This is a genomic window from Vibrio sp. 378 (assembly GCF_033339435.1).
In genome coordinates, this window is the sequence record NZ_JAWOUO010000002.1 from 389,796 (window position 1) to 415,212 (window position 25,417).

Annotated in this window: 22 protein-coding genes; 9 read left to right on the top strand and 13 right to left on the bottom strand. The window is 44.9% G+C overall.

The annotated features are described in order from the left end of the window. Positions 1-21: 21 nt before the first annotated feature. Both R7Q48_RS05185 and R7Q48_RS05190 read right to left on the bottom strand, forming a co-directional pair. Positions 22-894, bottom strand: coding sequence for a patatin family protein (locus tag R7Q48_RS05185; protein WP_017634445.1), 873 nt, complete (start codon positions 892-894; stop codon positions 22-24). A gap of 190 nt (positions 895-1,084) precedes the next feature. Next, positions 1,085-1,726 carry a MarC family protein gene (locus R7Q48_RS05190; protein ID WP_005374889.1) on the bottom strand — a complete coding sequence of 214 codons (642 nt, stop codon included), beginning with the start codon at positions 1,724-1,726 and terminating at the stop codon, positions 1,085-1,087. Positions 1,727-1,921: 195 nt separating this feature from the next. On the opposite strand from R7Q48_RS05190, the gene nfsA reads away from it, so the two are divergent. Next, on the top strand, positions 1,922-2,644 hold the full coding sequence (nfsA, locus tag R7Q48_RS05195) for an oxygen-insensitive NADPH nitroreductase (protein ID WP_005384597.1): 723 nt from the start codon (positions 1,922-1,924) through the stop codon (positions 2,642-2,644). 69 nt (positions 2,645-2,713) lie between these two features. Here nfsA and R7Q48_RS05200 read toward each other — a convergent pair whose 3' ends face one another. Beyond that, positions 2,714-3,607: a hypothetical protein gene (locus R7Q48_RS05200; protein WP_031780904.1), complete on the bottom strand. Its 894-nt coding sequence runs from the start codon at positions 3,605-3,607 to the stop codon at positions 2,714-2,716. A gap of 458 nt (positions 3,608-4,065) precedes the next feature. Here R7Q48_RS05200 and R7Q48_RS05205 point away from each other — a divergent pair, with 458 nt between their 5' ends. The 3 genes from R7Q48_RS05205 to R7Q48_RS05215 all read left to right on the top strand — a co-directional run bounded on the left by R7Q48_RS05205 (position 4,066) and on the right by R7Q48_RS05215 (position 7,974). Next, entirely contained in the window at positions 4,066-5,184 is a 1,119-nt protein-coding gene (locus R7Q48_RS05205; RefSeq protein ID WP_017820139.1) for a polysaccharide export protein, read from the top strand. Positions 5,185-5,313: 129 nt separating this feature from the next. Continuing rightward, the gene (locus R7Q48_RS05210) at positions 5,314-5,754 is read left to right on the top strand and encodes a phosphotyrosine protein phosphatase (protein ID WP_017820138.1); all 441 of its coding nucleotides are present in this window, start codon (positions 5,314-5,316) and stop codon (positions 5,752-5,754) included. A 51-nt stretch (positions 5,755-5,805) separates the two neighbouring features. After that, a complete protein-coding gene (locus R7Q48_RS05215; protein WP_005374875.1) occupies positions 5,806-7,974 on the top strand; it encodes a polysaccharide biosynthesis tyrosine autokinase in 2,169 nt (722 codons plus the stop codon). A gap of 65 nt (positions 7,975-8,039) precedes the next feature. Here the strand turns inward: R7Q48_RS05215 and R7Q48_RS05220 are convergent, their stop codons facing one another. After that, positions 8,040-8,411, bottom strand: a complete 372-nt coding sequence (locus R7Q48_RS05220; RefSeq protein WP_017634450.1) for a hypothetical protein — start codon at positions 8,409-8,411, stop codon at positions 8,040-8,042. A 7-nt stretch (positions 8,412-8,418) separates the two neighbouring features. Beyond that, on the bottom strand, positions 8,419-8,727 hold the full coding sequence (locus tag R7Q48_RS05225; protein ID WP_005384613.1) for a monooxygenase: 309 nt from the start codon (positions 8,725-8,727) through the stop codon (positions 8,419-8,421). Between the two features lie 109 nt (positions 8,728-8,836). Here R7Q48_RS05225 and R7Q48_RS05230 point away from each other — a divergent pair, with 109 nt between their 5' ends. From R7Q48_RS05230 to R7Q48_RS05240, 3 genes are all read left to right on the top strand, one after another. Continuing rightward, entirely contained in the window at positions 8,837-9,727 is an 891-nt protein-coding gene (locus R7Q48_RS05230; RefSeq protein WP_225495682.1) for a LysR family transcriptional regulator, read from the top strand. A gap of 280 nt (positions 9,728-10,007) precedes the next feature. Continuing rightward, positions 10,008-11,273 (top strand): DUF1835 domain-containing protein, encoded by a 1,266-nt coding sequence (locus R7Q48_RS05235; protein WP_238843728.1) that lies wholly within the window; start codon positions 10,008-10,010, stop codon positions 11,271-11,273. A 389-nt stretch (positions 11,274-11,662) separates the two neighbouring features. Further along, the gene (locus R7Q48_RS05240; RefSeq protein WP_017820133.1) at positions 11,663-12,967 is read left to right on the top strand and encodes a dicarboxylate/amino acid:cation symporter; all 1,305 of its coding nucleotides are present in this window, start codon (positions 11,663-11,665) and stop codon (positions 12,965-12,967) included. A gap of 104 nt (positions 12,968-13,071) precedes the next feature. Here R7Q48_RS05240 and R7Q48_RS05245 read toward each other — a convergent pair whose 3' ends face one another. The 4 genes from R7Q48_RS05245 to R7Q48_RS05260 all read right to left on the bottom strand — a co-directional run bounded on the left by R7Q48_RS05245 (position 13,072) and on the right by R7Q48_RS05260 (position 15,996). After that, positions 13,072-13,446 carry a YkvA family protein gene (locus R7Q48_RS05245; protein ID WP_213912045.1) on the bottom strand — a complete coding sequence of 125 codons (375 nt, stop codon included), beginning with the start codon at positions 13,444-13,446 and terminating at the stop codon, positions 13,072-13,074. Between the two features lie 211 nt (positions 13,447-13,657). Further along, a complete protein-coding gene (locus tag R7Q48_RS05250) occupies positions 13,658-14,782 on the bottom strand; it encodes a M20 family metallopeptidase (RefSeq protein ID WP_225495686.1) in 1,125 nt (374 codons plus the stop codon). 9 nt (positions 14,783-14,791) lie between these two features. Continuing rightward, the gene (locus tag R7Q48_RS05255; RefSeq protein WP_053303905.1) at positions 14,792-15,259 is read right to left on the bottom strand and encodes a YjiG family protein; all 468 of its coding nucleotides are present in this window, start codon (positions 15,257-15,259) and stop codon (positions 14,792-14,794) included. Continuing rightward, positions 15,259-15,996 (bottom strand): nucleoside recognition domain-containing protein, encoded by a 738-nt coding sequence (locus R7Q48_RS05260; protein WP_005374846.1) that lies wholly within the window; start codon positions 15,994-15,996, stop codon positions 15,259-15,261. The genes R7Q48_RS05255 and R7Q48_RS05260 overlap by 1 nt, the downstream gene beginning before the upstream one ends. A gap of 448 nt (positions 15,997-16,444) precedes the next feature. On the opposite strand from R7Q48_RS05260, the gene R7Q48_RS05265 reads away from it, so the two are divergent. Both R7Q48_RS05265 and R7Q48_RS05270 read left to right on the top strand, forming a co-directional pair. Continuing rightward, the gene (locus R7Q48_RS05265) at positions 16,445-16,732 is read left to right on the top strand and encodes a hypothetical protein (protein WP_081107505.1); all 288 of its coding nucleotides are present in this window, start codon (positions 16,445-16,447) and stop codon (positions 16,730-16,732) included. Between the two features lie 96 nt (positions 16,733-16,828). Beyond that, positions 16,829-17,545 carry a DsbA family protein gene (locus R7Q48_RS05270; RefSeq protein ID WP_318132190.1) on the top strand — a complete coding sequence of 239 codons (717 nt, stop codon included), beginning with the start codon at positions 16,829-16,831 and terminating at the stop codon, positions 17,543-17,545. A gap of 67 nt (positions 17,546-17,612) precedes the next feature. Here the strand turns inward: R7Q48_RS05270 and R7Q48_RS05275 are convergent, their stop codons facing one another. From R7Q48_RS05275 to malQ, 4 genes are all read right to left on the bottom strand, one after another. Next, positions 17,613-19,673, bottom strand: a complete 2,061-nt coding sequence (locus R7Q48_RS05275; protein ID WP_318132192.1) for an alpha-amylase — start codon at positions 19,671-19,673, stop codon at positions 17,613-17,615. A 180-nt stretch (positions 19,674-19,853) separates the two neighbouring features. Next, on the bottom strand, positions 19,854-20,531 hold the full coding sequence (gene mtgA, locus R7Q48_RS05280; RefSeq protein WP_151515271.1) for a monofunctional biosynthetic peptidoglycan transglycosylase: 678 nt from the start codon (positions 20,529-20,531) through the stop codon (positions 19,854-19,856). Positions 20,532-20,682: 151 nt separating this feature from the next. After that, on the bottom strand, positions 20,683-22,875 hold the full coding sequence (gene glgB, locus R7Q48_RS05285; RefSeq protein ID WP_411979273.1) for a 1,4-alpha-glucan branching protein GlgB: 2,193 nt from the start codon (positions 22,873-22,875) through the stop codon (positions 20,683-20,685). A gap of 283 nt (positions 22,876-23,158) precedes the next feature. Continuing rightward, positions 23,159-25,339, bottom strand: coding sequence for a 4-alpha-glucanotransferase (malQ, locus tag R7Q48_RS05290; protein WP_238764896.1), 2,181 nt, complete (start codon positions 25,337-25,339; stop codon positions 23,159-23,161). Between the last annotated feature and the right edge of the window lie 78 nt (positions 25,340-25,417).

The window sequence follows — 25,417 nt, forward strand, 5'->3', positions numbered from 1 at the left end:
CACTATGAGGCTCTTTTATAATCAAACGCAAAAATGACAATTTTCCCGGTCTAAACCATGAACACCAGATAAACTAGTGAGATGCGCTCGCCCCTCAATCAGCCCCATTTCATACCCTTCTAGTAAAACGGATTGTCGCATTGATAAGCGCTGAACATGAAAATTATCTGGTGGGGCAATTACCCTAACATGTGTTCCTGGTGGAGGGTTACGAATAAACTCTAATGATTGATTATAGTTATCTGCACGTCTTAACATCGCATCCGCCATTTTGGGGTGCTCCGCAAACAGTTTCTTCATCAGCCATGTGGTCTTAACTGGCTTTTTGGCATAATTCAGCGGGTGAGAGAGTACTACGGTTATGTCGCGAGCCCCTCGACGATAAGCCTCACGCACTGGTATAGAGTCAGCGACCCCACCATCGGTATAACAACCGCCAGAAAAACAAGGGGTATGCTTGTAGGCAATCGGCAATGCTGTTGTCGCTTCAATCGCATGGTGAAAATTATCACGTGTCACGCGATAGTAATCTGCTTGCCCTGTATCTACATTTGTTGTCGCTGCGAGAAAAGGAACGCCATTAAACAGTTTATTTTCATCGACGGGATACAAGCGATTAGATTCTTCAAACAGCCACTTCACATCAATGAGGTCCCCACCTTTAACGAAGCGAGTTGGGTCAAAAAAGCGTTTGCTTGTGGCCAGCTTAGTAATGACGTTAATACTGCGATGCGGGTAGTCGGTCAAATACCCAATCAAATTTGATGCACCAGCAGATACACCGATTGCAAAATCAAACGGTTTATAACTCTGCTCTAAAAACGCATCTAACACTCCGCTTGCGAAGACGCCTCGCATCGCGCCGCCTTCTACTACAATTGCTTTTGTTGCCATATTTCCCCCATTCTCCTTGCCAAAAGAGTAATGAAATTCGTGCAATCACAACAATTGAATATTCTTATTATTGAAATAGGTGAAGTCTATTTATTTCTCTCTTAGAAAATGAAAACTAAAGTTCAAAAAATCCGTACCCGTTAGAAATGTAATTGCGGGCTTAACCAAGGTGGCAAGGTCTAAGAGAAATCTAGGAGAAAACCGTTTTATAGGCTTCGCCCGCGCCATCAATGAACATTTGAGTACCAATAACCGCTAGAATTAAGCCCATCATTTTAGTCACAACATTTAGAGCACTTGGTCCAACCGCTTTGACCAATTTGTCTCCAAATAAAAACAGTACATAGGTGATCACACAGAGGACAGCGAAAGAAACGATAGTAATAATGGTTTGATCGAAACCACCCGCTGTCGCAAAGTTCATCGCGGTAGCAATCGTTCCAGGCCCAGCTAATATTGGCATCGCCAGTGGAGACACTGCAATACTCAATGCCGCCCGTTGCTGAGCTGGTGAATACGCCTTCTCTTTGGTTTTCTGATGCGTCGAATCACCTTGAAGCATGTTAAAACCTATCAAAAACACCAAAATGCCGCCTGTTATTCGCAATGCATAAAGCGTGATACCAAACAAATCAAAAATTAACTTACCGGCAATAGAAAATATCGCGATGATAATAAATGCAATAAAAACCGAGCGGAGCGCAATGGAACGGATGGTTTCTTTATCTTCATCAGCAGTTAAACTCAAAAAGATGGGAATATTGGCGATAGGGTTCATGATGGCAAAGAAGCCCATAAACACCGTAACTGTATGAACAATGAGTTCTTTCATATTTTCCACTGCATTTAAATTATTGATTCTAAAAACAGTATATACGCTCTCAAACAGAACGAGTGGTGTATTCTCGATTCGTCTTCACACTTATGCACCAAGCATTGTTTTTCTTTTGAGATAGTTTACCGACTCATCAAATGTCGCTAAGGTGAGTCTTCAGCCTTTACACGTAACAGGGGATGTTAAGTCACCATGAACAGCACGATTCAAACAATTCTCAATCACCGCTCAATTCGAAAATTCACCTCACAACCGATTGAGAGCGAACAATTAGATGCCATTCTTCAAGCCGGCCTTGCGGCGTCCTCATCAAGCATGTTGCAAGTCGTTTCAATTATCCGCGTGACCGACAAAGAAAAACGTACACTATTAGCTCAATATGCCGGAAATCAAGGGTACGTTGAAAGCGCGGCTGAGTTTTTGGTGTTTTGCATTGATTACCAACGCCACGCCAGTATCAACCCAGATGTTCAAGCTGACTTTACCGAGTTAACTCTAATAGGCGCTGTAGACTCGGGCATCATGGCACAAAATTGCTTGCTAGCGGCGGAGTCGATGGGACTAGGAGGTGTGTATATTGGTGGTTTACGAAACAATGCCCAAAAAGTAGACGAATTATTAGGTTTACCTAAAAATACCGCCATTTTATTTGGTATGTGTCTTGGTCATCCAGATCAAGCCCCTGAAGTAAAACCTCGCCTACCTAAGCATGTCGTGGTGCATGAAAATCAGTATCAAGACCTAAACTTGGATGATATTCAGACGTATGACCAAACTATGCAAAACTACTATGCAAACCGTTCGAGCAATCAAAAACAGAGTACTTGGTCGCAAGAAGTCACCAGTAAACTGGCTGGCGAATCACGTCCGCACATCCTGCCTTACTTAAACAGAAAAGGGCTCACTAAAAGGTGATGACCACAATACGATAGTATCAAAAAAGGCCTCTGAAGAGGCCTTTAGAATTTGTCAGCAAAAACTTGCTTAGTTACCGCCTGTCGCGCCAGTGCCTGGACCCGGTGGATCTTCAGGTTCAATTGGCTCACCGACTTCCGCATCTGGAATTTGTGGTACGTCAGGTTCGATATCTTCTAATGGAATGTCGTTATCGATAGCCTCTTGTACATCAGCAACAACTTTCTGAGTATCTTCAGCTGGAATCGTTACGTAGATAACGTCACCTGAATCATTCTCAGGATAATTTGGGTTCGCCGCGATTACATCTTCTGTTATTGCTTTTGCAGCAACAGCTACAGCTTCAGGCGAAGCTGTTGGGTTCGCTTTGATGATGTCTGATACAACGTTTGCTGTTGCAACTAGCTGAGTAGCAAGTGCGCTGTTACCACCCTCACTGCCAAGTCCTGCTACTACAGATTCTGTATCACGAAGGATTTCGTCAACTGTTTTACCACTTGCATTGATATCGATACCCAAATTCTCGAATACTTTTTCAGCGATATCAGAAGAGTATACTTCACCATCTTTTAAAGAGTTAGCAACCAAAGTCGTAAATGGAGAGCCTGTTACCAATGAATCCGCCTGGGCTAGGCCTTGAGGGATTTTGTAGTCAGATGTAATAGGTTTGCCATTTGACGCGTCTTTACTATCTTCTGTGTGCGTTAATACGAAAGCACAATCACCTGGCGCATTTACAACGTTGATATTTTCAAAACGCGCTTTACCAACCATACCTTCATAGTTTGTTGTATTTTCAATCGCGTCGTATGTCTCACCACCACATACTGCTTGAACTTTCATGCCGATAACAGCTGGGTCATAAGCCTGAACTGAGTATCTTTTTACCTCAGGGTCGCTGTCACTACCACAACCTGCTAGTAGGACTGCTGCCACACTTGCCGTTAAAAGTTTGATTTTCAAAATTAGCTCCAATATTTGTTGTTATATCCGACCGCAACAGGAAGCATAACGGCAGTTGCATATAGTGTAAATAGGATGCATACAACTTTGGCATGAGTTTTTTCACATTCTTGCCTGTTTGCTTGTGCAAAATCATGCATTCATCTCAATAACGTTAAATAGACACAATTTTGTCATGTATTCGTCAGTATTTTTTCAAGTAACTTGTTGCCTTTATTGCAACCAGATGGATAATAGTTGACTATTTTTTGTGGGTCGGATTTTCACACCTTCATTAATGAAACTAAGAGCTCTAAGTCGCTAGCAGCCATTTGGAGTGTTTATTACACAAATAATTCTGAATGGACTCGCTTTCTAAAGGCTTAAAACTGCAGTAAATCATCAATATTGATGAAATGCAGTTCAATTAGAATGAATCAATTTCAGTCGGCAAACTTTCTTTCGGTAGTTATAAACCAATGAACACATTTAATAAATTTTTGGGGATATCAGTACTTCCTATCCTTCTTACAGGGTGTACTTTGCCTGGTAGCCACCTTTCGGTCAGTGACAAAACAGTCATGAGCACTGAATCGAGTGATATAGAGTCTCAGGTTACCGTTTATCCCTTAACTTTGGAGCGCGTAACGTCTTTAAATTCAGTGGACCCTTTTTCAAAACCAAACCCAGAGTTAGATATTGAAATCGCAAAATATGAATACGAAGTAGGACCTGGCGATATCCTAAATATCACTATTTGGGATCACCCAGAGCTAACGATCCCAGCGGGCTCATACCGAAGCTCAGCCGAAGCGGGTAACTGGGTGCATTCGGATGGCACGATCTTCTACCCTTACATAGGTGTCGTACATGTTGAAGGCAAAAACGTACGTCAGATTCGTGCAGACATTGCAAGCCGCCTTGCAAAATACATTGAGAGCCCACAGGTCGATGTAAGCGTTGCGGCATTTCGCTCTAAAAAGACTTATGTAACTGGCGAAGTTAACAAGCCAGGACAACAACCAATTACAAACATCCCCCTTACACTTCTAGATGCTGTGAATAGAGCTGGCGGACTGGCTGCCGAGGCTGATTGGCGTAATGCGACACTGACACGCAATGGCGTTGTTGAAAACGTCTCTTTGTATGCTCTGATGCAACAAGGCGATTTAACTCAAAACCGCCTTCTAAAGCCTGGCGATATTGTTCATATTCCTCGAAACGATGCGCAAAAAGTATTTGTTATGGGCGAGGTTAACGATCCGAAATTACTCAAAATTGATCGTAGCGGCATGAGCCTTACTGAGGCTCTTAGCAGCGTTGGTGGTATCAGTGAAATCTCCGCAGATGCTACCGGTGTGTTTGTCATCAGACGTTCAAAAGAAGAAGCTAAAATGGCGGACATTTATCAGCTAGATGTTTCTGACGCTTCTGCTTTGGTGATTGGTACTGAGTTTGATCTCAACCCTTACGACATAGTCTATGTGACGGCTGCACCTGTTAGTCGTTGGAATCGTGTGATTGCTCAGCTCGTTCCAACCATTTCCGGCTTTAATGAACTAACTGAAGGTGTACTACGAGTACGCACTTGGCCGTAAAACAACGTGCCGCAAGAAAATTATCTCTTGCGGCACGTAATCGATAGCTACTCAGCTCAATTGCGCAATATAAAGAAGCCAGCAATTCAGTTGAGATCATAAGCATACAATTTAAAGTAGGGTAAGCATTTGTTTTCTAATATTCTTGTCGTCTGTGTCGGTAATATTTGCCGCTCTCCAACAGGAGAGCGGCTTTTGCAGTCTTTACTACCAAACAAACATGTCGCATCAGCAGGAATCGCAGTAGATAAGAGCCATCTAACAGGAAAAGCTGCTGACGAGATGGCAACCACTATCGCGAACGAACATGGCGTAAGCTTAGATGGACACGAAGCACGACAATTAACACCTGAGCTTTGCGCTCAATACGATCTGATATTGGTTATGGAAAAAGGTCATTTAGAAGCCTTAACCAAAATCGCTCCTGAGGCACGAGGTAAAACGATGCTGTTTGGACAGTGGATAAATGAACAAAACATCCCTGATCCATACAGACAAAGTAGAGAAGCTTTCGAACATGCATATACGCTTATAGAAAAAGCAGCAAAAGCGTGGTCTCAAAAACTATAAGCCGCAAGGCTAAATAAACGCCAATGGCAAGGTATTTAAGAAGTTAAAGTAATGACAACACAAACTATTAAGCAATCACGTCAAGCCGACGATGAGATCGATTTGGGAAAGTTATTTGGGATCATTCTCGATGCCAAATGGCTCATTCTATGTACCGTAGTCCTATTTTCAATTATAGGCGTCGGCGTTGCCATTCTATCAACACCTATCTATAAAGCTGACGCTCTTATCCAAATCGAAAGTAAGAGTTCAGGTGGTATTTCAGCGATGGTTGGTGATATGGGAGAGCTGTTTTCAGCAGAATCATCAGCGACAACAGAAATAGAGATCATCAAATCTCGTATGATCTTGGGCGGTACTGTTGATAAGTTCAACTTAACGACTGTCGTTTCTCCAAACTACATGCCAATTATTGGTAAAGGCCTAGCTCGACTACAAGGTGAGCAAATCAGTCTGAGCGTTTCACGATTTAATGCTCCTTCTTACGCAGTTGGCGTTCCTTTAACTCTTGAAGTTATTGATTCTGAAAAACAGACGTTCAGGCTCTTAGAAGATGACAATAACGTCATTTTAGAAGGTAAAGTAGGTGAACTGCTTGAGAAGAATGGATACCAATTTTTGGCGACTGAACTTGTGGCTCAAACTGGTGACTCATTCACGGTCAGCAAAATCAGTAAATTAGATGCAATTAATAAACTTCAAGAAAACTTATCGATTAGCGAACGTGGTAAGCAAACCGGGATTATATCTTTAAGCTTCTCTGGTGAAGACCGCGCTAAGATTCAAGATATCTTGAACGACATTAGCCAAAACTACTTCTTACAAAACGTTCAAAGAAATTCTGCAGAGGCAGAGCAAAGCCTCGAGTTCTTGAAAGGTCACCTCCCAGACATCAAAACAAAACTGACCGCTTCTGAAGACGTTTTAAATCGGTTCCGTCAAGAAAATGAATCTATCGACTTAGGCCTTGAAGCTCAGTCAACGCTGAAAGTAATGGTTGAGTTAGAAGCACAGCTAAATGAGCTTACATTCAAAGAAAGTGAGATCAGCCAACGCTTCACACAGGATCACCCAGCTTATAAGTCGCTACTTGATAAACGTGAAACACTATTAAAAGAGAAAGAACGTCTTAATAAACAAGTTCAAAAGTTACCGAAAACACAGCGTGAAGTTCTACGTATGACACGCGATGTAGAAGTAAACCAACAAATCTACATCCAACTATTGAACAAGGTTCAAGAGCTCAACATTATTAAAGCCGGAACAGTTGGCAACGTTCGAATCTTAGATAACGCTCAATCTTTCTCTAAGCCAATTAAGCCGAAAAAAGCGCTTATCGTTGTGCTAGCAACACTGCTTGGCGGTATGGCAGGCGTTGCTTTCGTATTAATTCGTGCTGCATTCCACCGTGGTGTGGAAACACCAGATCAAATTGAACAGATTGGCATGCCAGTTTACGCAAGCGTTCCAAAATCTATTCAACAACTGGAATTTGCAAACAAGCTTAAGCGCAACAAAGGCAGCAACAATGAGCTAGTCCTTCTAGCGGAAGCTAACCCAGCCGATCTTTCCATTGAGGCTCTACGTAGTCTTCGCACTAGCTTGCACTTTGCAATGATGGAAGCGAAGAATAACGTTCTTATGATTTCAGGTCCTGCACCATCTATCGGCAAAACATTTGTATCGACCAACTTTGCGGCCGTCGCTGCGAAAACCGGTCAGAAAGTGCTGCTTATTGATGCGGATATGCGTAAAGGTTATTTGCAGCAATGCTTCGGTCTACGTTGGGACAACGGTCTTTCTGATTACTTGAGCGGTAAGACATCCCTTAGCAACATCATTAAATCTACATCCATTGATAATTTAGATGTTGTGACTCGCGGCCAAGTACCACCAAATCCGTCAGAACTTCTTATGCACCCTCGCTTCAAGAGCTTTGTTGACGAGATGTCTGCACAATACGATCTAGTCATCATCGATACACCGCCTGTACTCGCAGTTACCGACCCAAGCATTGTTGGCGCGCTTGCAGGAACAACTCTGATGGTCGCTCGTTTTGATCAAACGACTTTGAAGGAGATTGAAGTCGCGCAAGGTCGCTTCGAGCAATCAGGCGTTGAAGTTAAAGGTGTGATTCTCAATGCAGTTGAGAAAAAGGCATCTAACTCATACGGCTATGGATACGGCTACTATAACTACGCGTACAAAAGCGAATCATAAGTTGAATTTAGATCGCTAATTAAACCAAATATGACAAAGCCCTGCTAGAAACAGCAGGGCTTTTTCTATTGCACTCTTAATTGCTTGTACGTAATCAAACTAAGCAAGACAAAGAATATTGGGTCACTCCAACCAAAACCGACAAACACTCCGATAATGCCGGCATAGGTAGTAATCACTGCCCCTAAGCCATTAGTAATCAATAATGCTTTAAACAGCTGTTTCGCAGTATGCCCTGATTCCACATTACGTAACATCAAACTCACCGCAGCGATTCCACCTAAAAAGATCGAAGTATGCTGCGATAAAAACAGCGCGTACTGGTCGTTAATTTGTACTCCATACATCGGCCACATTATGGTTGGTACAAAAAACAACGCGAAAGCGAATACCGTATATACGACACCATGAACGGTTAGAAAAGTGCGGTTGGTCATCATCTCCTTATCCTCTAATAGGCCCTTGATTGAGCGTCGTTAACGGCACATTGATATCGAAAATTTGACCTCGTACTTCGACTACGCCCATTTTTCGTAAGCGTGCGGCATGCATTTCGAGATACGCTTGCGCCGTGGCTTCATCTTCAAAAAGATAGATACCACCACCGAGTTTGTCTTTTTCGCTTTCCGTCCAGATTTTCCAAATCATGCCCGACTCTTGGTTAATCGACTTAGCTAAGTCGACCAAAGCATTCGACATCTCTTCACCAAACGGACCATGAAATTCAAAATCAACTTGTAATAATTTCGCCATCTTGAGTCTCCTCTTCTTATTGACTCGTTTTCGATGACAAGATTATTACCTTTATAAAACTGACAAAAAAGTTCATAATTTTGCCATTAACTGTCTAAAAAATTGACTCATGAGACTAAAAACGACCTTAGAACAATGGCAAACGCTACAAGCGATTGCTCAAGAAGGCAGTATTCAATCCGCAGCTTTACTGCTCAACAAGAGCCATACCACATTGATCTACTCGGTGAGGAAGTTAGAAGACCAACTTGGTATTCAACTTATCGAAGTACGAGGGCGCAAAGCGGGTTTGACAGAGCACGGTAAAACCATACTGCGTCGTGCACAATCCATGCTTGAACAAGCGCGGGAACTAGAAGTCATCAGCAAGCAGTTAAAAAGTGGGGTGGAATCTCAAATCACGGTCGCAGTAGATCATCTTTGTGACCCTTGTTGGCTTTATGCACCACTCAGTCAATTTTTGGAGAACAACAACACGACCTCCGTTCAAGTGGTTGAAACGTCACTGAGCAAAACAACCGAAATGGTCGTAAATGAGCTCGCTGACATCGCAATCATCAACTTACCGATAACCAACTACCCTGCCGAAGCATTTGGCGTAACAACCATGCTGCCTGTAATCGCAGCACACCATCCACTCGCTAAAAAGCCGCATGTTTCCATCGACGATTTTGCAACCACCAGCCAAATTGTCATCCGTGACTTAGGTGATTCAGACAAAACGAAAAGAGATGTGGGTTGGTTACGCGCACGTCAGCGTATTACCGTCGATAACTTCGACCACGCTTTTCACGCCGTAGAGCAAGGCGTTGGGTTTTGTCGGCTACCAGCGCACTTAGTCTCAGCCCGAAAGAGCGATAAAATTAACGTATTGGAGCTCGAACACTCCCATCAATATCAAGTTGCGCTGCACCTCACTTTACCCAAAGGAGCCAAAAGTGGTCCTGCGACTCAAGCGCTTTATCGTATTTTACTCAAAAGTGTAGAAACTCGAGTCTAGCAACAGTGTTATTGAGTTGAATCGCTAGTGTTATCGCCTATTGATTCTCCCTAAACATAGAGAAACGGCCATTTTGTGACGCTACACTCTCACAAAAGGTTGCACGAAGGACAGCGACCACCTACTATCACTCTGCTCATGCCTAAAGCACCCAACACTCGCGGAAAGAACTCGGTTCACGGCAATATCCTCACCTGCTTGGTTTAGCAGGCACAATCTGTTTTTACCTTCTTTTTAGCTTCTATTTAGGCGAGTGTGGAAGAAGTAAGAAAGGTGAAATATGAACTCTACAAATAGCTTCTCGATCAATATCAATCAGCAAAAATCCATTGCTAAAAAAAGGCTCAAAGCTATCCACCTATACGATGACGCTACGTTGGAGTTAGTTAAGCGATTTCACTCCAAGCCAGAATCTTTGGCTCCCAATACAATTCAATTGGCTGACGTTCAATATGCACTCGCAAGAGAACTTGGCTTATCCAGTTGGAGTAAACTAAAAGCTCATGTCGAAGAGCTAGAAGCGCACAAACTAGCCATCAAACAACAAAAACCGCCCCTAGATGCGAAAGTAAAAACGCTACACGTTCGTTGCGGTCACGATATACAACAACAGCTTAAAACCAGTGGATTTGAAGGGACATTTTTAGCCCTGATCGATCCGCTTTGTATTGGCCCCATACCAGCAACACCGCAGAACTTCCTTGCCATTCGTGCCCAATATGTCGTAGAGACTCTGCTGCCCGTGATGAAGCGTGAAGACTCGGTTCAAGATATAGTCACATTGGAACAATCAAACCTCGATCTGTTGCAAAGTGATGTATTTGAACGAATCGTCTTTTGGGTCGAACATGACAGTTATGATCAATTGATGCTAATTCGTGCTCTAACACAGTTAGAGAATGTAGAGAATAAAGTGATAGAGATCATTGAGTTGAACCAGTTCCCGGGCACTGAACGATTCATCGGCTTTGGGCAGTTGCCTGAAGAAGCTATTCGTTCTTGTTGGCGATACCGTAAACCTGTGACAGCAAAATTATTCAGTCAGGCTAAACGGTGTTGGCACGCTATTACATCACCGACACCTATTTCCATAGTTAATTTGATTCAGCAGCATAACCTGGATTGCTTGCCCAATATATTCAACGTGCTTAAACGCCATTTGCAAGAGTTACCTAATTCACAAACTGGATTGAGCTTGACACAACACCTCGCACTAAAGGTCTTGAGCTCGCAAAATCGTTCAATTCCCATCAAAGATTGGTTTGAGCAATATCAACAACTAGAACCTCTTCCTTACCTAGGAGACGTGATGTTTTACGCGTTACTCCTCCCTCTAGCACAGTGTCAAACACCTTTGATCACGATTGAGTCACGTGAAAGGCACTGGTGGGAACAAAGCGTCCGTATCACTGAGGCTGGCAAGCAGTGTTTGGAAGGCTTAATACGAGCGAAACAATGCTATTGGGTTGGAGGGATTAAAAATACCAGTCAAAGTTATTGGAGCTGGGATCACCTCCAACTAACTACACTTGCCAACCATCATTGAGTTGACAAATATGAAAGCATAAAGGGTTCGTTGGCTCTGATGAACACTCAATACTAAATTATCCCTAAAGAAGCGACCGCTAGCCTGAATATAACTTAAATAGTTATGCAGAAATGCATCCACTCAAAGAGAGTATGCACTCTATCTCTTATTAAAATTTATTGTAAATCCTCTTTGTTATCGGTTGTATATTCGATAAAAGTGTTAAAATACAAACTTTTCATCCGGCCAATTCGTTAATATTTGGTTAAAATCCCATTTTTATTAGTGATAAAGTTCACATCTATTAACCATTTAGAGGATTATTCTTTCGTATTTTCTCACTCCGCTGCTAATCTGCTCGCCGCTTTGAAGTGAACTCAAGGTGCATAACTATAAGGAGTGTTCTCATGAATACCAAGAAACCGATGTCGCTTACCAGCCGCGTAATTTTAGGTATGGTTGCGGGTATCTTGACAGGATTTGCAATTCGCACACTTTTTGCCGACAACGGATTTGTCGACGCATACATTGTTAATGGATTATTCGAAGTTGGTGGACAGATCTTCGTTGCCAGCTTAAAAATGCTTGTTGTACCGCTAGTATTTGTTTCGTTAGTTTGTGGTACTAGCTCTCTCAAAGACCTCTCTACACTGGGTCGCATGGGCGGTAAAACCCTCGCTTTCTACGTTACGACAACGGCTATCGCGATTACGCTTGCTCTAACTATGGGTACTCTATTCCAACCAGGGGCAGGGGCAGATCTAACGGCAGCAAGTTCATTCAAATCAGCCGAAGCGCCATCTTTAGGTCAAGTGATCATCGATATGTTCCCGACCAACCCAATCAGCGCAATGGCAGAAGGTAAAACTCTGCAAGTTATCGTGTTCGCCGTGCTATTCGGTATCGCGATCAGTGCAGCGGGTAAACCAGGCGAACGCATCGCAGCATTCTTCTCTGATCTGAATGAAGTGATCATGAAACTGGTCGCGATTTTGATGAACTTGGCGCCTTATGGGGTGTTCTTCTTAATGGCGAAGCTATTTACTGGTCTTGGTCTGGGCGCGATCGTCAATCTGGCAGAGTACTTCTTAGTACTGGCTGGTACGCTTGTCCTACACGGTCTAGTTACTTACAGCTTAATGTTAAAAGGTTTCACAGGTCTAAACCCAATTACGTTCCTACGTAAGATGGAAGACGCGATCATGTTTGCTTTTTCTACAGCATCATCGAACGCGACGATTCCAGTGACAATGGAAACAGCAAAGCACCGCATGGGTGTTGAGAACCGTGTATCATCGTTCACAGTACCACTTGGTGCAACCGTGAACATGGACGGTACGGCGATCATGCAAGGCGTAGCAACTGCGTTTATTGCTCAAGCTTTCAATATTGATTTAACTATGGGCGATTACCTAATGGTTATCATGACGGCAACTCTGGCGTCTATCGGCACCGCAGGTGTTCCTGGTGTGGGTCTTGTAATGCTTGCTATGGTATTGAACCAAGTTGGTCTGCCGCTTGAAGGTATCGCGCTCATCATGGGTGTTGACCGTCTTCTTGATATGATTCGTACCGCGGTAAATATCACTGGTGACAGTGCTGTAACCGTCATCGTTGCAAAATCAGAGGGTGCATTGGATGAAGCTCGCTTCAACGACCCAATGGCAGGCGTAGCCGAAGAAGAAGTGCATCTTAAACGCGCTGACGCCTAAATCGTTCTACGATTACCATCCTGAAATTATATAGTCCTGTCTAAAAGAAAGCCCCGATGGAAATATCGGGGCTTTTGTTTTCTCCGCGTCTAGAAATGCTCTTTCTAATCCACCATCGAACTCAGCTTTTCTCTCGCTCGTTCTTCATGCTCGTCGGTGATGGCATTGCCGACCGAGTTCGCCGCTAGCGTCAGTGCTGCCATATCATCGGTAAAACCGACGCCAGCTAGTAAGTCTGGCACCATATCGGTTGGTAATACGAAGTAAGCCAATGCTCCACCTAAAATCGCCTTATGGCGAACAGAGGTGTTAGAATCTGTCATCGCGAGCCATGATTTTATGCCCATTACGGCAATTTCTTCACCCGCTTTCTTAACCGACCCTTTCATTTTTCGCCAGAATGTTTTCTCATCTGGCGCTTGCATCGTTTGATCTTTGGCGTCTTTCGGCGCCGATTTTACAGACATTGTTGTGGTCATCGTTGCCTCCGAAATTTATGACTATGTCCAACATATTAATAAATCGAACCTGAACGCAAGATTAATAACAAGAAATGATAGTAAAGTGAAACACAGATAGAAAAATCCCCAAACCGAAGTCCGGGGATTATTGCCTTGGAAACAAAAAGTCTTGCAAACCAAAAGGTTGAAGCCAAAAGCTTTGGGAACCAAGCTTTAAAAGCAGAATGCCTTATTGAACAATCTTCTCCAGTACACGTATCAACATTTTGATACGTGGTTCAATAGACTCAAGCAACAAGTACTCTTGATCGCTGTGGAAGCCCGCACCGATAGGTCCTAGACCATCCAAAGTTGGAACGCCAAGAATTGCCGTATTGTTTGCATCAGAGCCGCCACCCACTTCTTTCCAGTTGATGTCAATAGACAGTTCACTTGCTGCTTCTTCAACTAATGCCATCAAGCTTTCAGTTTGCGTGCTTGGCACCATAGAGGGTTTGTAAGCTTCACGAACCAACTCGATGCTAACGCCATCAACGAATGGTGTTTCCAGCATGCCGTTTAGCTTGCTATCGACATCATCGTATTCTTCATTACTCCAGAAACGCACATCCACGATCGCTTCAGCGTGCTCAGGGACGATGTTTGCGCCGTTACCGCCAGACACAATACCCACGTTTAATGTGGTGCCAGATTCGAAGTTCGTCATGGCATTGATTGCGAGAATCCAGTTCGCCATCTCGGTAATTGCACTGCGGCCATTTTCTGGCTCGTTGCCAGCGTGGGCTGCAATGCCATTAAACGTGATTTTGTAACGCGCCATGCCTTTGCGCGCTTTGACTAAACCTCCGTCTGCGCGTGCTGCTTCTGCCACCAATACGTTTTTCGCGTTTTTTGCAACAGATTGAATCCAGTCGACCGAATCTAACGATCCAGTTTCTTCGTCTGGGTTCATGCAGATACAAATCGACAGTTTATCCAACACCGCTTGGTCGAGGTTACGCATCGCGTACACAATATTCAGCAAGCCAGATTTCATGTCCGAGACGCCCGGACCGTAGGCTTTCTCTGCATCTTGAGACATTGGACGAAGCTCAGCAGTACCCACAGGGAACACGGTATCCATGTGACCAATCAGCATTACGTCGATTTGCTCAGCTTCCGGCTTGTTTCGAACTTCAAGACCGATGCCCGCTCTGCCACAGTCGATGCGTTTTACGCTCCAACCTGACATCGCTTGGTACTTCTCTTCAAATTGAGAAGCGATAAACTCGATACCATCAGTCGTGTAAGTGCCACAATCCACATTAATCAGCGGACGTAGCTCTTCTAGATATTCATTTAGAGAGAATTGCATGACTCACTCCTAGACAAACAGATTCATCACCAGCATTGCGCCAAACGCGTTCAATACTGAGATTGCAATCATAATTGGGATGTAACGACCTTCAGTACCGATTGGGCCCATGATACGACCCATGTACTGAACTTGAGAGCCCATAAGGTAGATGGCAGGCGCTAGAATCGCAATGTGCGTACCGTTCAGGATACCTTGGTCAAATAGCGTAATAACTACGCCCACCGCGCCACCCATCGACATCCAAGCACCGATCAATACCGCTGCCGCTTCACCCGGAAGACCAAACACCGCCATGATTGGAGAGAACACCGTGCCCATCAGATCCAGCGCGCCCGTGATTTGCAGCGCTTTGATGATAACAAACGCCATCAATACGTTAGGAACCGTAGAGGTAGTCGCAATTACCCAGCCTTTCTTAGCACCTTCGACGAAGATATCCGTCACCATCGGTTTTTTCGCTTTAACGTCACCCATTATGCCGTCTCCTCTTTTAGGTTCTCTGATTTGTTTTGGTCTTGTTTGTCTTCTTTACCTTCCGTCATGTTTAGGTAGATACGGAACAGGTTCGCACCGATGATCTTGAATGCGAACATCACCACAACCGCTAAACCAATAGAAGACGTTACCGCTAGAGAGCCGTCAGCCATCGTCAATGTGAACAGCACAGCACCCGATGAGAAGAAGTTCACGATGGTTGCACCTGCAGTGAACTGGAACATGGTAAATACGTCCGTTTCACGCTTAGTTAGGTGACCTTCATCTTTTAACTGACGCGTCATTGCCGCACCTGCATCGGTACTTTGTAGAGAAGCAATTAAAGCCAGACCAGAGTTACCAGGGATGCCCATTAGAGGACGTAGAAGAGGAGTAAGAAGCTTACGAGCGGCTTCAAGTGCACCGTAGTGCTCAAGTACGTTGATCATACCTAAGGCGAACATAACAGTTGGAATCAAAGTAAGTGCGAAAATGAAACCGTCACGAGCACCGCTACCACCAGTACCGCGAAGCGACGTTGTTGCAACTTGCACACCGTCAGCCGTTTCGGTGACACCATACGCCACCTTGCCGAAAGAGCCATTGAGCGTTGTAAAATCGAATACACCGTACCATTCGCTAGATTGCATCAGGCCAGAAAAGAACACAACCGCAAACGCCAGAGCAACGTAGCACCCCAGTGTAACTTTACGCTCAGTTTGAACAGGAATTTTCATAACATTACCTACACATGTGGAACTTAACACATATGTTCACCTGAATAATGTGCTAGAGAGATGATCAAAATCAATCCGCCTGCCGAACATTATCGCGACTCAGTTATGAAGTTTTGTTTTATGATTCCAATCACAATTGAAAGATAATAAAAATTTGTGCTAACAATTAGGTATATTAATCTATGTCGATAGCTCACGACTTCTTCATCAACTCAACAAATGATTCTGACGAATATTGCTTTCTACAACATTCATGACGTACTTCATACTTTGGCATTGAGGCAATATCGATTAACTCGAAAGTAACATTCAGCCACGAAATTTAGGTTAGGATGGCCCGGTCATATGTAAGCGGCATAAACCAGAATTAACAGGACTATACGACCCATTGTTACGCTCACAATATAAAATAGCCAAATGGACACTCGCCCTCGTGCTTTGGGTGGTGATGATATGCTTAAGCCAAAATTCTGGTTTCTCGAAAAGCTGCCCGAAGGCTCACCAAATACAGAGTCAGCAAGATGAGAGTGTGAATTTATCACCATCTTGCGACCTTTCAGAAAAGCTGGTTCAAGCGTACCAACATCAGTTTGATCATATTCTTATTCCATTTTTTCTGTTTGCTTTGGTTGTGGCGCTGCCGATGACAACCACAGCAATTCGTTATCTGGAATACACAGAACCGATACCGGAAAAGTATCGGGTTCACCTAAAACTTTGCGTGTTTAGAGAATAAAGCCAGCAAGGCGAGAGACCTTTCTGCCTGACTTTTGTACATATTTTATTCACTTCACATAACAAACAACGAAATTTAAAAGTTTTAGGAAATATTATGACATTCACTCGTACACTTTTGGCGTTAACGATGGCTATCGTATCTGCCGTATCTTTCGCATCAGAAAAGACCGCAGAACAAAAGCTAGAGGAAGTTAGTCAGATACTAAAAGATAACCCTCAAATTCTTGATTCATTGCACCAAAACCTTCAAGAGTACATTGCGTATCAACAGTCATTTGGCGACACCTTGAAGGAGGTTCGTCAATATCTAAGTGATGGCAAACATTCCTCTTTTGGTGCTGAAAACCCTGAGTTAACCATTATTAACGTAACAGACTACAGCTGCCCTTTTTGTAAACGTTTAGAAGGAGAGCTGGTCAAAGTTGGTAAGGAATATCCGCAGGTAAAAGTGCTTAACCTCAATGTCTCTTTTAAAGAACAATACGAGAAAAACGGCTACAACTCGGCAAGTTACGCATTAAATGTTTGGCAAAACCAGCGAGATAAGTACGAACAAGTGCATGAGTTATTGGTGAAAAAACCGGGCGCACATGACGCACGTTCCTTAAATCAAATCGCGAAAAAAACGGGGACAGAAGCACAGCTTGTCGACGACAAAGAGACCAAGGCGTTGCTTGATAAAAACTATCAGTATTTCACGCAACTTGGTTTACGCGGCACGCCCGCGTTGATCATTAATGATCAAGTCATTCCTGGCTATGTGCCGTTTGACGAGCTAGAAAAAGTCATCGACCAAGAACTGGCGAACTAAAACAACAAAGCCCTTCCCTGATAACTCAAGGAAGGGCTTTTTATTTATCGACATAAAGAGCGTTTAGTTACTTATCACGTCCTACAAACGCCACAACGACTTTGTCATTGCCAAGCGAGCGAGAGAACACGTACGCGCCTTCTTGTTCAATTACTTGATGCTGACCCGCACCAATCGCTGGGTGCGCTTTACGGAACTGACCAAGAGTTTGCCAGTGTTTGAGCAGCGCTCGCTTCTCATCAGATAGCTTCCACACCATGTCAGAACGAGTGCCTTGGTGGAAATCGTCCGCGTAAGGACCAATGTTACGACCAACTTCATCACCATAGTAAACCTGAACAGCACCAGGGCTCAGAAGCAGTGCATTCGCGGCGTTACGCTGCATGCCGTAATCTTTGAAGCGAGAGAAGAACAGCTCGGTATCGTGAGAAGACATGTAGCTCACTGGGTTGAAGTCTTTTTCATTGGCGATAGTATCTGCGTAACTTTGGTAGGTGTCTGCCATTTGGCTGAAACACGCCGCGCCTTTGTCTAACTTCTTCTGCATGTCGAAGTTAATCAACGCATCAAAGCCATCTTCAAAGTAAGGACTGCGATATGCGGTATGTCCCCATACTTCACCCATCATCCAGAATGGCTGACCTGACTTACCATTCTCTTTGCGCCACTGCTCAAGACTGCTTGAAGCCTCTTCTTTCAAGCGTTTCCACACATCGCCTTCAACGTGCTTCACCGTATCGACACGGTAACCATCAATGCCAAAGCGTTTCACCCAATCAGTTTGCCACTCAATTAGGTAGTCCGAGACGGTGTAATTGTCGCGCGCCTCTACGCGAGTACCAGGGTTATCCAATAGCCACTGCGCGGGCTTCACGGCTTTGTCTGATTCGGTGATAAAGTCAGGTAAACCCGCCAATGACATAGTGATATCACTGCTGCCCGGAGCTGGGTATCCCGGTAGACCTGTTCTTACCCAGTCACCGCCCCACCATTTCGACCAGTTTGGACTCTGGTAATCAATATTCTGGTGATAGCTATGCCAATTTTCACCCGCTTTTGGTTGCCAGTCACCCCACTTATTCGGTAAATCAGCGTTTGGTTTTAACACCTCAATACCGTCAAATTGCAAATCGGCTAACGTTGAGTAACCGGTGTGGTTGATTACTGCGTCCATCAAGACTTTAAGGCCACGTTTGTGTGCCTCTTCCACCAGCTTTTTCAGATCAGCTTCGTTACCGAAGTTCTCATCAATCTTGGTAAAGTCACGCGTCCAGTAACCGTGGTAAGCGTAGAATGGGAATGAGCCGCTATCGCCGCCGCCAACAAAGCCGTACACTTGTTCAACGATTGGCGACAACCAAATCGCATCTGTACCTAGGCTCTTGATGTAATCTAGCTTTTCGATCACGCCTTTTAGATCACCGCCGTGGAAGGTGCCGATCTCTTCTTTGCCGTCTTTCTTGCGTCCATAGCTGTTGTCATTGCTCGTATCAGCATTCTTGAAACGGTCGACCATCACGAAGTAAATGTTGGCATTACGGTAATCAAACGGTACTGCTTCTTTGGTTTTCTTCACTGGCTCTAGTAGCACCAACCCGCCTGAATCTTTGCTTGGCGTCAGCGATACTTGCTGATCTTTTACTTCGACCATTTGCCCAGAGTAAGCATCACGCAACTTGGTGCCATCGGGGAAACTGTCACCCAGCGCAATGGTGACTTCGCCGCCTTGATAAACCTCACATTGCACTTGTGGGATTGGGCGTTTGAATTCTGTCTTCGCGGCTTTCTTAGGTTCACGCTTGAAGCGCAGTGTTTTGGCTTCCGCATCAAAAGCAAAAGAGTAATCGCCAGTAAAGCGGATTTTTAACGGCAGTTCCGTTGGCTTTCCGCAGTTCAGCGCGATAGGTTTATTGAATTTGACCTTCTGGCCATCAGGCGCGACACAGTCGCCTTCAACACCCGTAATTTTGAGCGTGTATCCATCTTTGGTTAAGGGCACAACCAAAGGCTGCTCTGCACTTAACGGAAAGTCACGGCTGTTGGTCGTGGTAGAAATGGTGATGTTTGGCTCGGCGATGGCACTTGCCGATGCAAGCAATAAGGTAGTCGTAATCAGATTCAGTTTCATCGTTCAGTCCATTGGTTTCGCATAGGCGCAGTATTCGTGTTGTATTTTTATTCACGCTAATAGTAAATGGATGAAAAACTGAGCACATCATTCTGAAAGGCTACGCCCTAAAGCTTGTGACGCTTCACATTTTATTGATATAGGGGCGTAGTTCTATTTAAGTGCAATAGATTGAGGGAGTTAAAGTTGCACGCTGCCAAGATTGCTCATTTGATTCATCGCCCATCTTGTGCGGCGAGCAGTGTACTCACTTTGTGGGTAGACTTTGATTCGATATGGGTTTGGCAACACCACGGCTAAACGCGCTGCTTGCCACTTCGAGAGTTGCTTTGCACTGACACCAAAATAATTCTGCGCCGCCGCTTCGGCTCCGTAAATACCGGGACCAAATTCAACCACATTTAGATACACTTCTAGAATACGCTCTTTACTCCACATCAGCTCCATCAGTAAGGCAAAGTAAAGCTCGTAAGCCTTGCGAACGTAGGAGTGAGAAGGAAACAAAAACACATTTTTCGCAGCCTGTTGGGTAATAGTGCTCGCGCCTCTCGACGGACCATTATCACCAGCCTCGGAAATCACGTCGAATAGCGATTCGAAATCGACACCATAATGATGAGGGAATTTTTGATCTTCGGTCGCAATCACCGCTAACTGCATATTTTTTGAAATGCGCGACAAGGATACCCATTCGTGTTGACTATTGTCTGGATAGTTCTTTGGTGGCGCAACAATGCGGCTTAACTTCCATCCCCATATTGGTGGATCGACATATTTCACCAAACCAACCAAAACGACTGGGGCGATCAGCAATATCAACACCATTTTAAATAGAAATGACTTAAGCCTTTTCAACATGTGTAGTTCCCCAATGCATTAGCGATTGATGATAAACAAACCCGTGAGCTTGCCTGATTCAATCAAGAACAACAAGTTTTAGAGGTAAAAAATAGGTCAAAAAAAGCCCGATTTACAATGTAAAACGGGCTTAGAATTTGATTAGACTAAATTATTTGTGCAGCTTGTAGAACACGGTTGAAAGTGGAGGCAAACGAAGCTCAAGTGATTGAGGCAGTGATTCACTTTCAACTTTTTCCGTTTTCACACTGGTCAGCACTTTAAAATCGCTGCCGCCGTATTTGCTATCGTCTGTATTCAGTAGCAGTTCGTATTGACCTGCATTTAGAACGCCTAAACGAAAGCGCTCGTGTGGTACGGGCGTAAAGTTGGTGATGATCAGAATACGCTCACCTTCTTTACTAATACGCTCGTGCGCTAGGATGCTCGCATCCGCTTCGTCTTGTAGACGCCACTCAAAACCAGCAGGAACACAATCTTGATCGTGCATCGCCGCTTCATTTCGGTACAAGTGGTTCAAATCTCGCATCAGCTTTTGAACGCCTTGATGACGCTCATATTCCAGTAAGAACCATTGCAACTGATCATCGTGGTTCCACTCCGCCGTTTGGCCAATTTCCGCGCCCATAAAGTTCAGCTTTTTGCCCGGTTGACCATACATATAACCGTAGTATGCTCGTAGGTTTGCGGTTTGCTGCCATTCATCACCTGGCATCTTGTTATGGATAGAGCCTTTTCCGTACACCACCTCATCGTGAGAGAGAGACAAGACGTAGTTTTCGCTGTGCGCATAAACCAGCGGGAAGGTGATGGTATTGTGGTGGTATTTGCGGTGAACAGGATCTTCTTTGATGTATGAAAGACTGTCGTGCATCCACCCCATATTCCACTTGAAGCCAAAACCTAAACCACCCATAAAGGTTGGCGCAGACACCCCCGGAAACGCCGTTGACTCTTCCGCAATCGTCATCGCATTCGGGAAGTGCTTGTACACTTCTTCGTTCATCCATTTTAAGGTTGCGATTGCGTCGTAGTTTTCGTTGCCACCATCGACGTTTGGTACCCACTGGTCGTGGCTACGTGAGTAGTCGAGGTAAAGCATCGACGCGACGGCGTCCACGCGAATGCCATCAATATGGAATTGTTCAAACCAGTACAGCGCATTCGATACAAGGAAGCGACGCACATGTTCACGGCCTAAATCATAGATGTATGAGTTCCAATCTTGGTGCCAACCGCGACGTGGGTCCGGGTCGTGGAACAGCGGTGTGCCGTCAAAGTTTGCTAAACCGTGGTCATCCGATGGGAAATGCGCCGGAACCCAATCCAGCACCACACCGATACCAGCTTGGTGACACGCATCCACGAAGAATTTGAAATCATCCGGAGAGCCGTAACGGCTAGTTGGCGCAAATAAGCCAACGGGTTGATAGCCCCATGAACCATAGAATGGATGCTCAGACACAGGCATCAGCTCAACGTGGGTGTAGCCCATATCCACAAGGTATGGCACCAACTGCTCCGCGAGTTCGCGGTAGTTGAGGAAATCACCGTTCTCGTCGCGCTTCCATGATCCAGCATGCAGCTCATAAAACGATAACGCTTCATCACGCTTTTGTGTCACTGCGCGGTTTTGCCATTTCGCATCTTGCCATTGGTAACGCTTGTGATCGTAGGTGATGGATGCGAACGATGGGTATTGCTCAGAGTAGAAACCCCAAGGGTCTTGTTTGTGTGGCAGCCCTTCCCCATTTGGCCCTTTTAGCTCAAATTTGTACTGAACGCCTTCTTCTAAGCCAGGAATAAATAGGCCCCAGATACCGTAGTCTAGGCGTTGCATTGGATGACGACGGCCATCCCATTGGTTGAAGCAACCCACAAGGCTAACAGCAGATGCATGTGGTGCATAAACAAGGAAACGCACACCAGAGATGTTTTCACCGCCACGTTCTAGCGTGACAAAGTGTGCGCCCATGTAGTGATACATGTCTTTTGGCGTATGCAGATGCTCGTACTCTTGGTAGATATTGTGGTACTGGTACGGGTCATCAATAATTTGTTCAACACCATTCCAATCGACCGCTAAACGGTAGTGAGTCAGGTGTAAATCGCGTTGCTCTTTTAAGATGAAACCGCTGTCGCCATCACGCTCAAGCGCCACGCGAGGTTCACCATTAACAAGCAGTTCAACCTTGTTTGCGCCCGGCATCCAAACTCTCAGCGAAGCTTCGTCGTCAATGAAAGGACCCAGCGCCGCAAATGGATCTGAGTAAGCCGCCTCAGCAAGCAGTTCGTATGCGCGTTCGTGTTGTTTCTTTATTTTCTTGGTTTTGGTGGTTTTCAAATCTTTCTCCCTAGAGCCAACATCCTTTTCAAGACCAGAGATCTGAATCAAACATCGGTTTCTCCACAGCCAACGTTGTGAACTCACAAAAAGACTCCGCTTCTCACATTCGTTGCGTAAACGGCGTCAAAATACAAAAATGCCCGCTATTGTCGCGGGCATAATAACGGTACTTCATCCTAACGGATTGTGTTTTAGGAATGAGTGACCTAGACGGAACTTTCGTACCTCTGAGCTAACAAAATTGGTAATCAGCTCGTCCATCTACGCCACTCTAGGCATCTTACTTACTCGCCTGTGCACGAACTTCAGTAAGGCGTTTAGAAATACGATTCACATCTTCACGGCTGAAGATTTCATCTAGGTTCATCGACAATTTACGACGCCAGTTTGGATACTCATCCACCGTGCCAGGAATGTTGACCGGTTGATCCATTTCTAGCCAGTCTTCAAGCTGAACGCTAAGCAGTGCAGAATCACCCGCGGCTACGTGCAGTTGCAGCGCTTCGCTTAGGTATGAATCCATTGGCACGTACTGAGCATCATGACCAATGCCTTCTGGCAGATAGCCATGCCAGCGAACGCTGTCTAGAATGCCTTGTTTGCACTTCAAGCGGTCAGCGAATAGGCCTTCCAACTGCTGTTCATCAGGGTACAGGCCAATCTCACGCCCCATCTTCAAGTCATCACAGTGCCAGAAACCGCGTAATGTTGGCATATCGTGCGTACACAGTGCAGCCATAGACTGCTCAGCGTAGTGCTTCGGAGAAATAAAGCCACCGTCGTCTTTTGATGTTTCGAAGAAGAAGACTTTGTACGAATGCACACCCGCATCACGAAGGATATCAACGATTTCATCAGGTACAGTACCCAAGTCTTCACCGATTACAGAACACTGATGACGGTGAGATTCCAACGCTAGGATTGCTAGCATGTCTTCAACTGGGTAGTACAGGTATGCGCCTTCTGTCGCTTTCTCGCCTTTTGGAATCCACCAAAGGCGAAGCAGGCCAAGTACGTGGTCGATACGCAATGCACCACAATGCTTCATGTTAGCACGTAGCAATTTGATGTAAGCGTCGTAGCCAGTCGCTTCTAAAACCTGAGGGTTAAGCGGAGGCAGACCCCAGTTTTGGCCTAGTGGACCAAGTACATCTGGTGGTGCACCGATGCTTGCATCCAATACTAGCGCGCCTTCATCAGCCCATGTTTCACTACCAGAATCAGCAACACCAACCGCAAGGTCACGGTACAAACCCACAGCCATGCCTTTTTCTTCGGCTAGCGCTTGCGCTTCTTTAATTTGATCGTCTGCGATCCATTGCAGGTACATGTACAAGTGAACACGATCTTGGTTGTCCTTAATGTACTTCTGAGTACCAGCTGCGTCGAATGTGCGGTATTTCTCAGGGAATACTGGCCAGCCCCACATGTTTGCATCTTCTGCATGTAAATCAGCATGAAGTGCATCGAATGAAGCTTGGTGTAGCAAGCTGTCGCCGCCTTTTTCAACAAAGTCCAAGAAGGCACGAGCGCGATCGGTGTTTTTGTCTAAATGGCGAGCTTTAAACTCACTGAATAGCAGCGGAAGAACGCTCATTTTTAGTTGCGAAACTTCGGTGTAATTCACCCAATGAGAGTCTCGCGCTTTTTGTAAACGTTGTTGGAACTCTGCACTACCGACACGTTGTTGTGCTTCTGCACTTAGCGCGAACTCAGGTACAGAGCTTACGTCGATGTACATGATGTTCAACCAACGACGAGAAGACGGGCTGTATGGGCTTGCCCCTTCTGGATTCGCAGGGAACAGCGAGTGAATAGGGTTCAAGCCAATGAAGTCACCGCCACGAGAGGCAATATCACTCACCAGTTGTTTTAGGTCGCCAAAATCACCGATGCCCCAGTTATGCTGAGTACGCAGTGTGTAAAGCTGGATACTAGGACCCCATAGCTTTTTGTGTTGGTTTAGATCGTCTTGTTTGAAACACGCTTTCGGCGTAATGATCAATGACATCTCGTAAGGTGTTTTACGACGCTTACGACTGATGATCAGTTTGTGATAACCCCAAGCCAAGTTCTTTGGCAATGCAAACACTAGAGGGCCACCCTCAGCACGCTCATCACGAACAATTTGGGACTGAAGATAGCCTTCAAGTACCTCTCCTTGTTCTGTTTCTAAACGCCAGCTGAATTCACTCTCACGAGCACTCGTACCTAGGTTTAGTTCCACTTCGACTGGTTCGCCGTCGCGTAAAACAAGAACAGGGGCTAGTACGTCTTTTTTATGTTTCTTTTCAGCAGAAGCCAGTAGTTTTTCATCACTGCTAGTATCGTAGCCAAGCGAAGCGAGCAAGCGGCGTAGCGTCTCCTCAGACACTTTCGCCTCATCTCCCCAAGCACTGACATAGCTATCAGCCAATCTCGCCATTTCCGCGACTTTCTTTAATGCTGTTTGTTCTTTCATCGCTTTCTCCGAAGGTAATACCAACACCTTCCATGTAGGGTTTTATTGTTATCAATAACTTCTTTTGGAAAATGACCA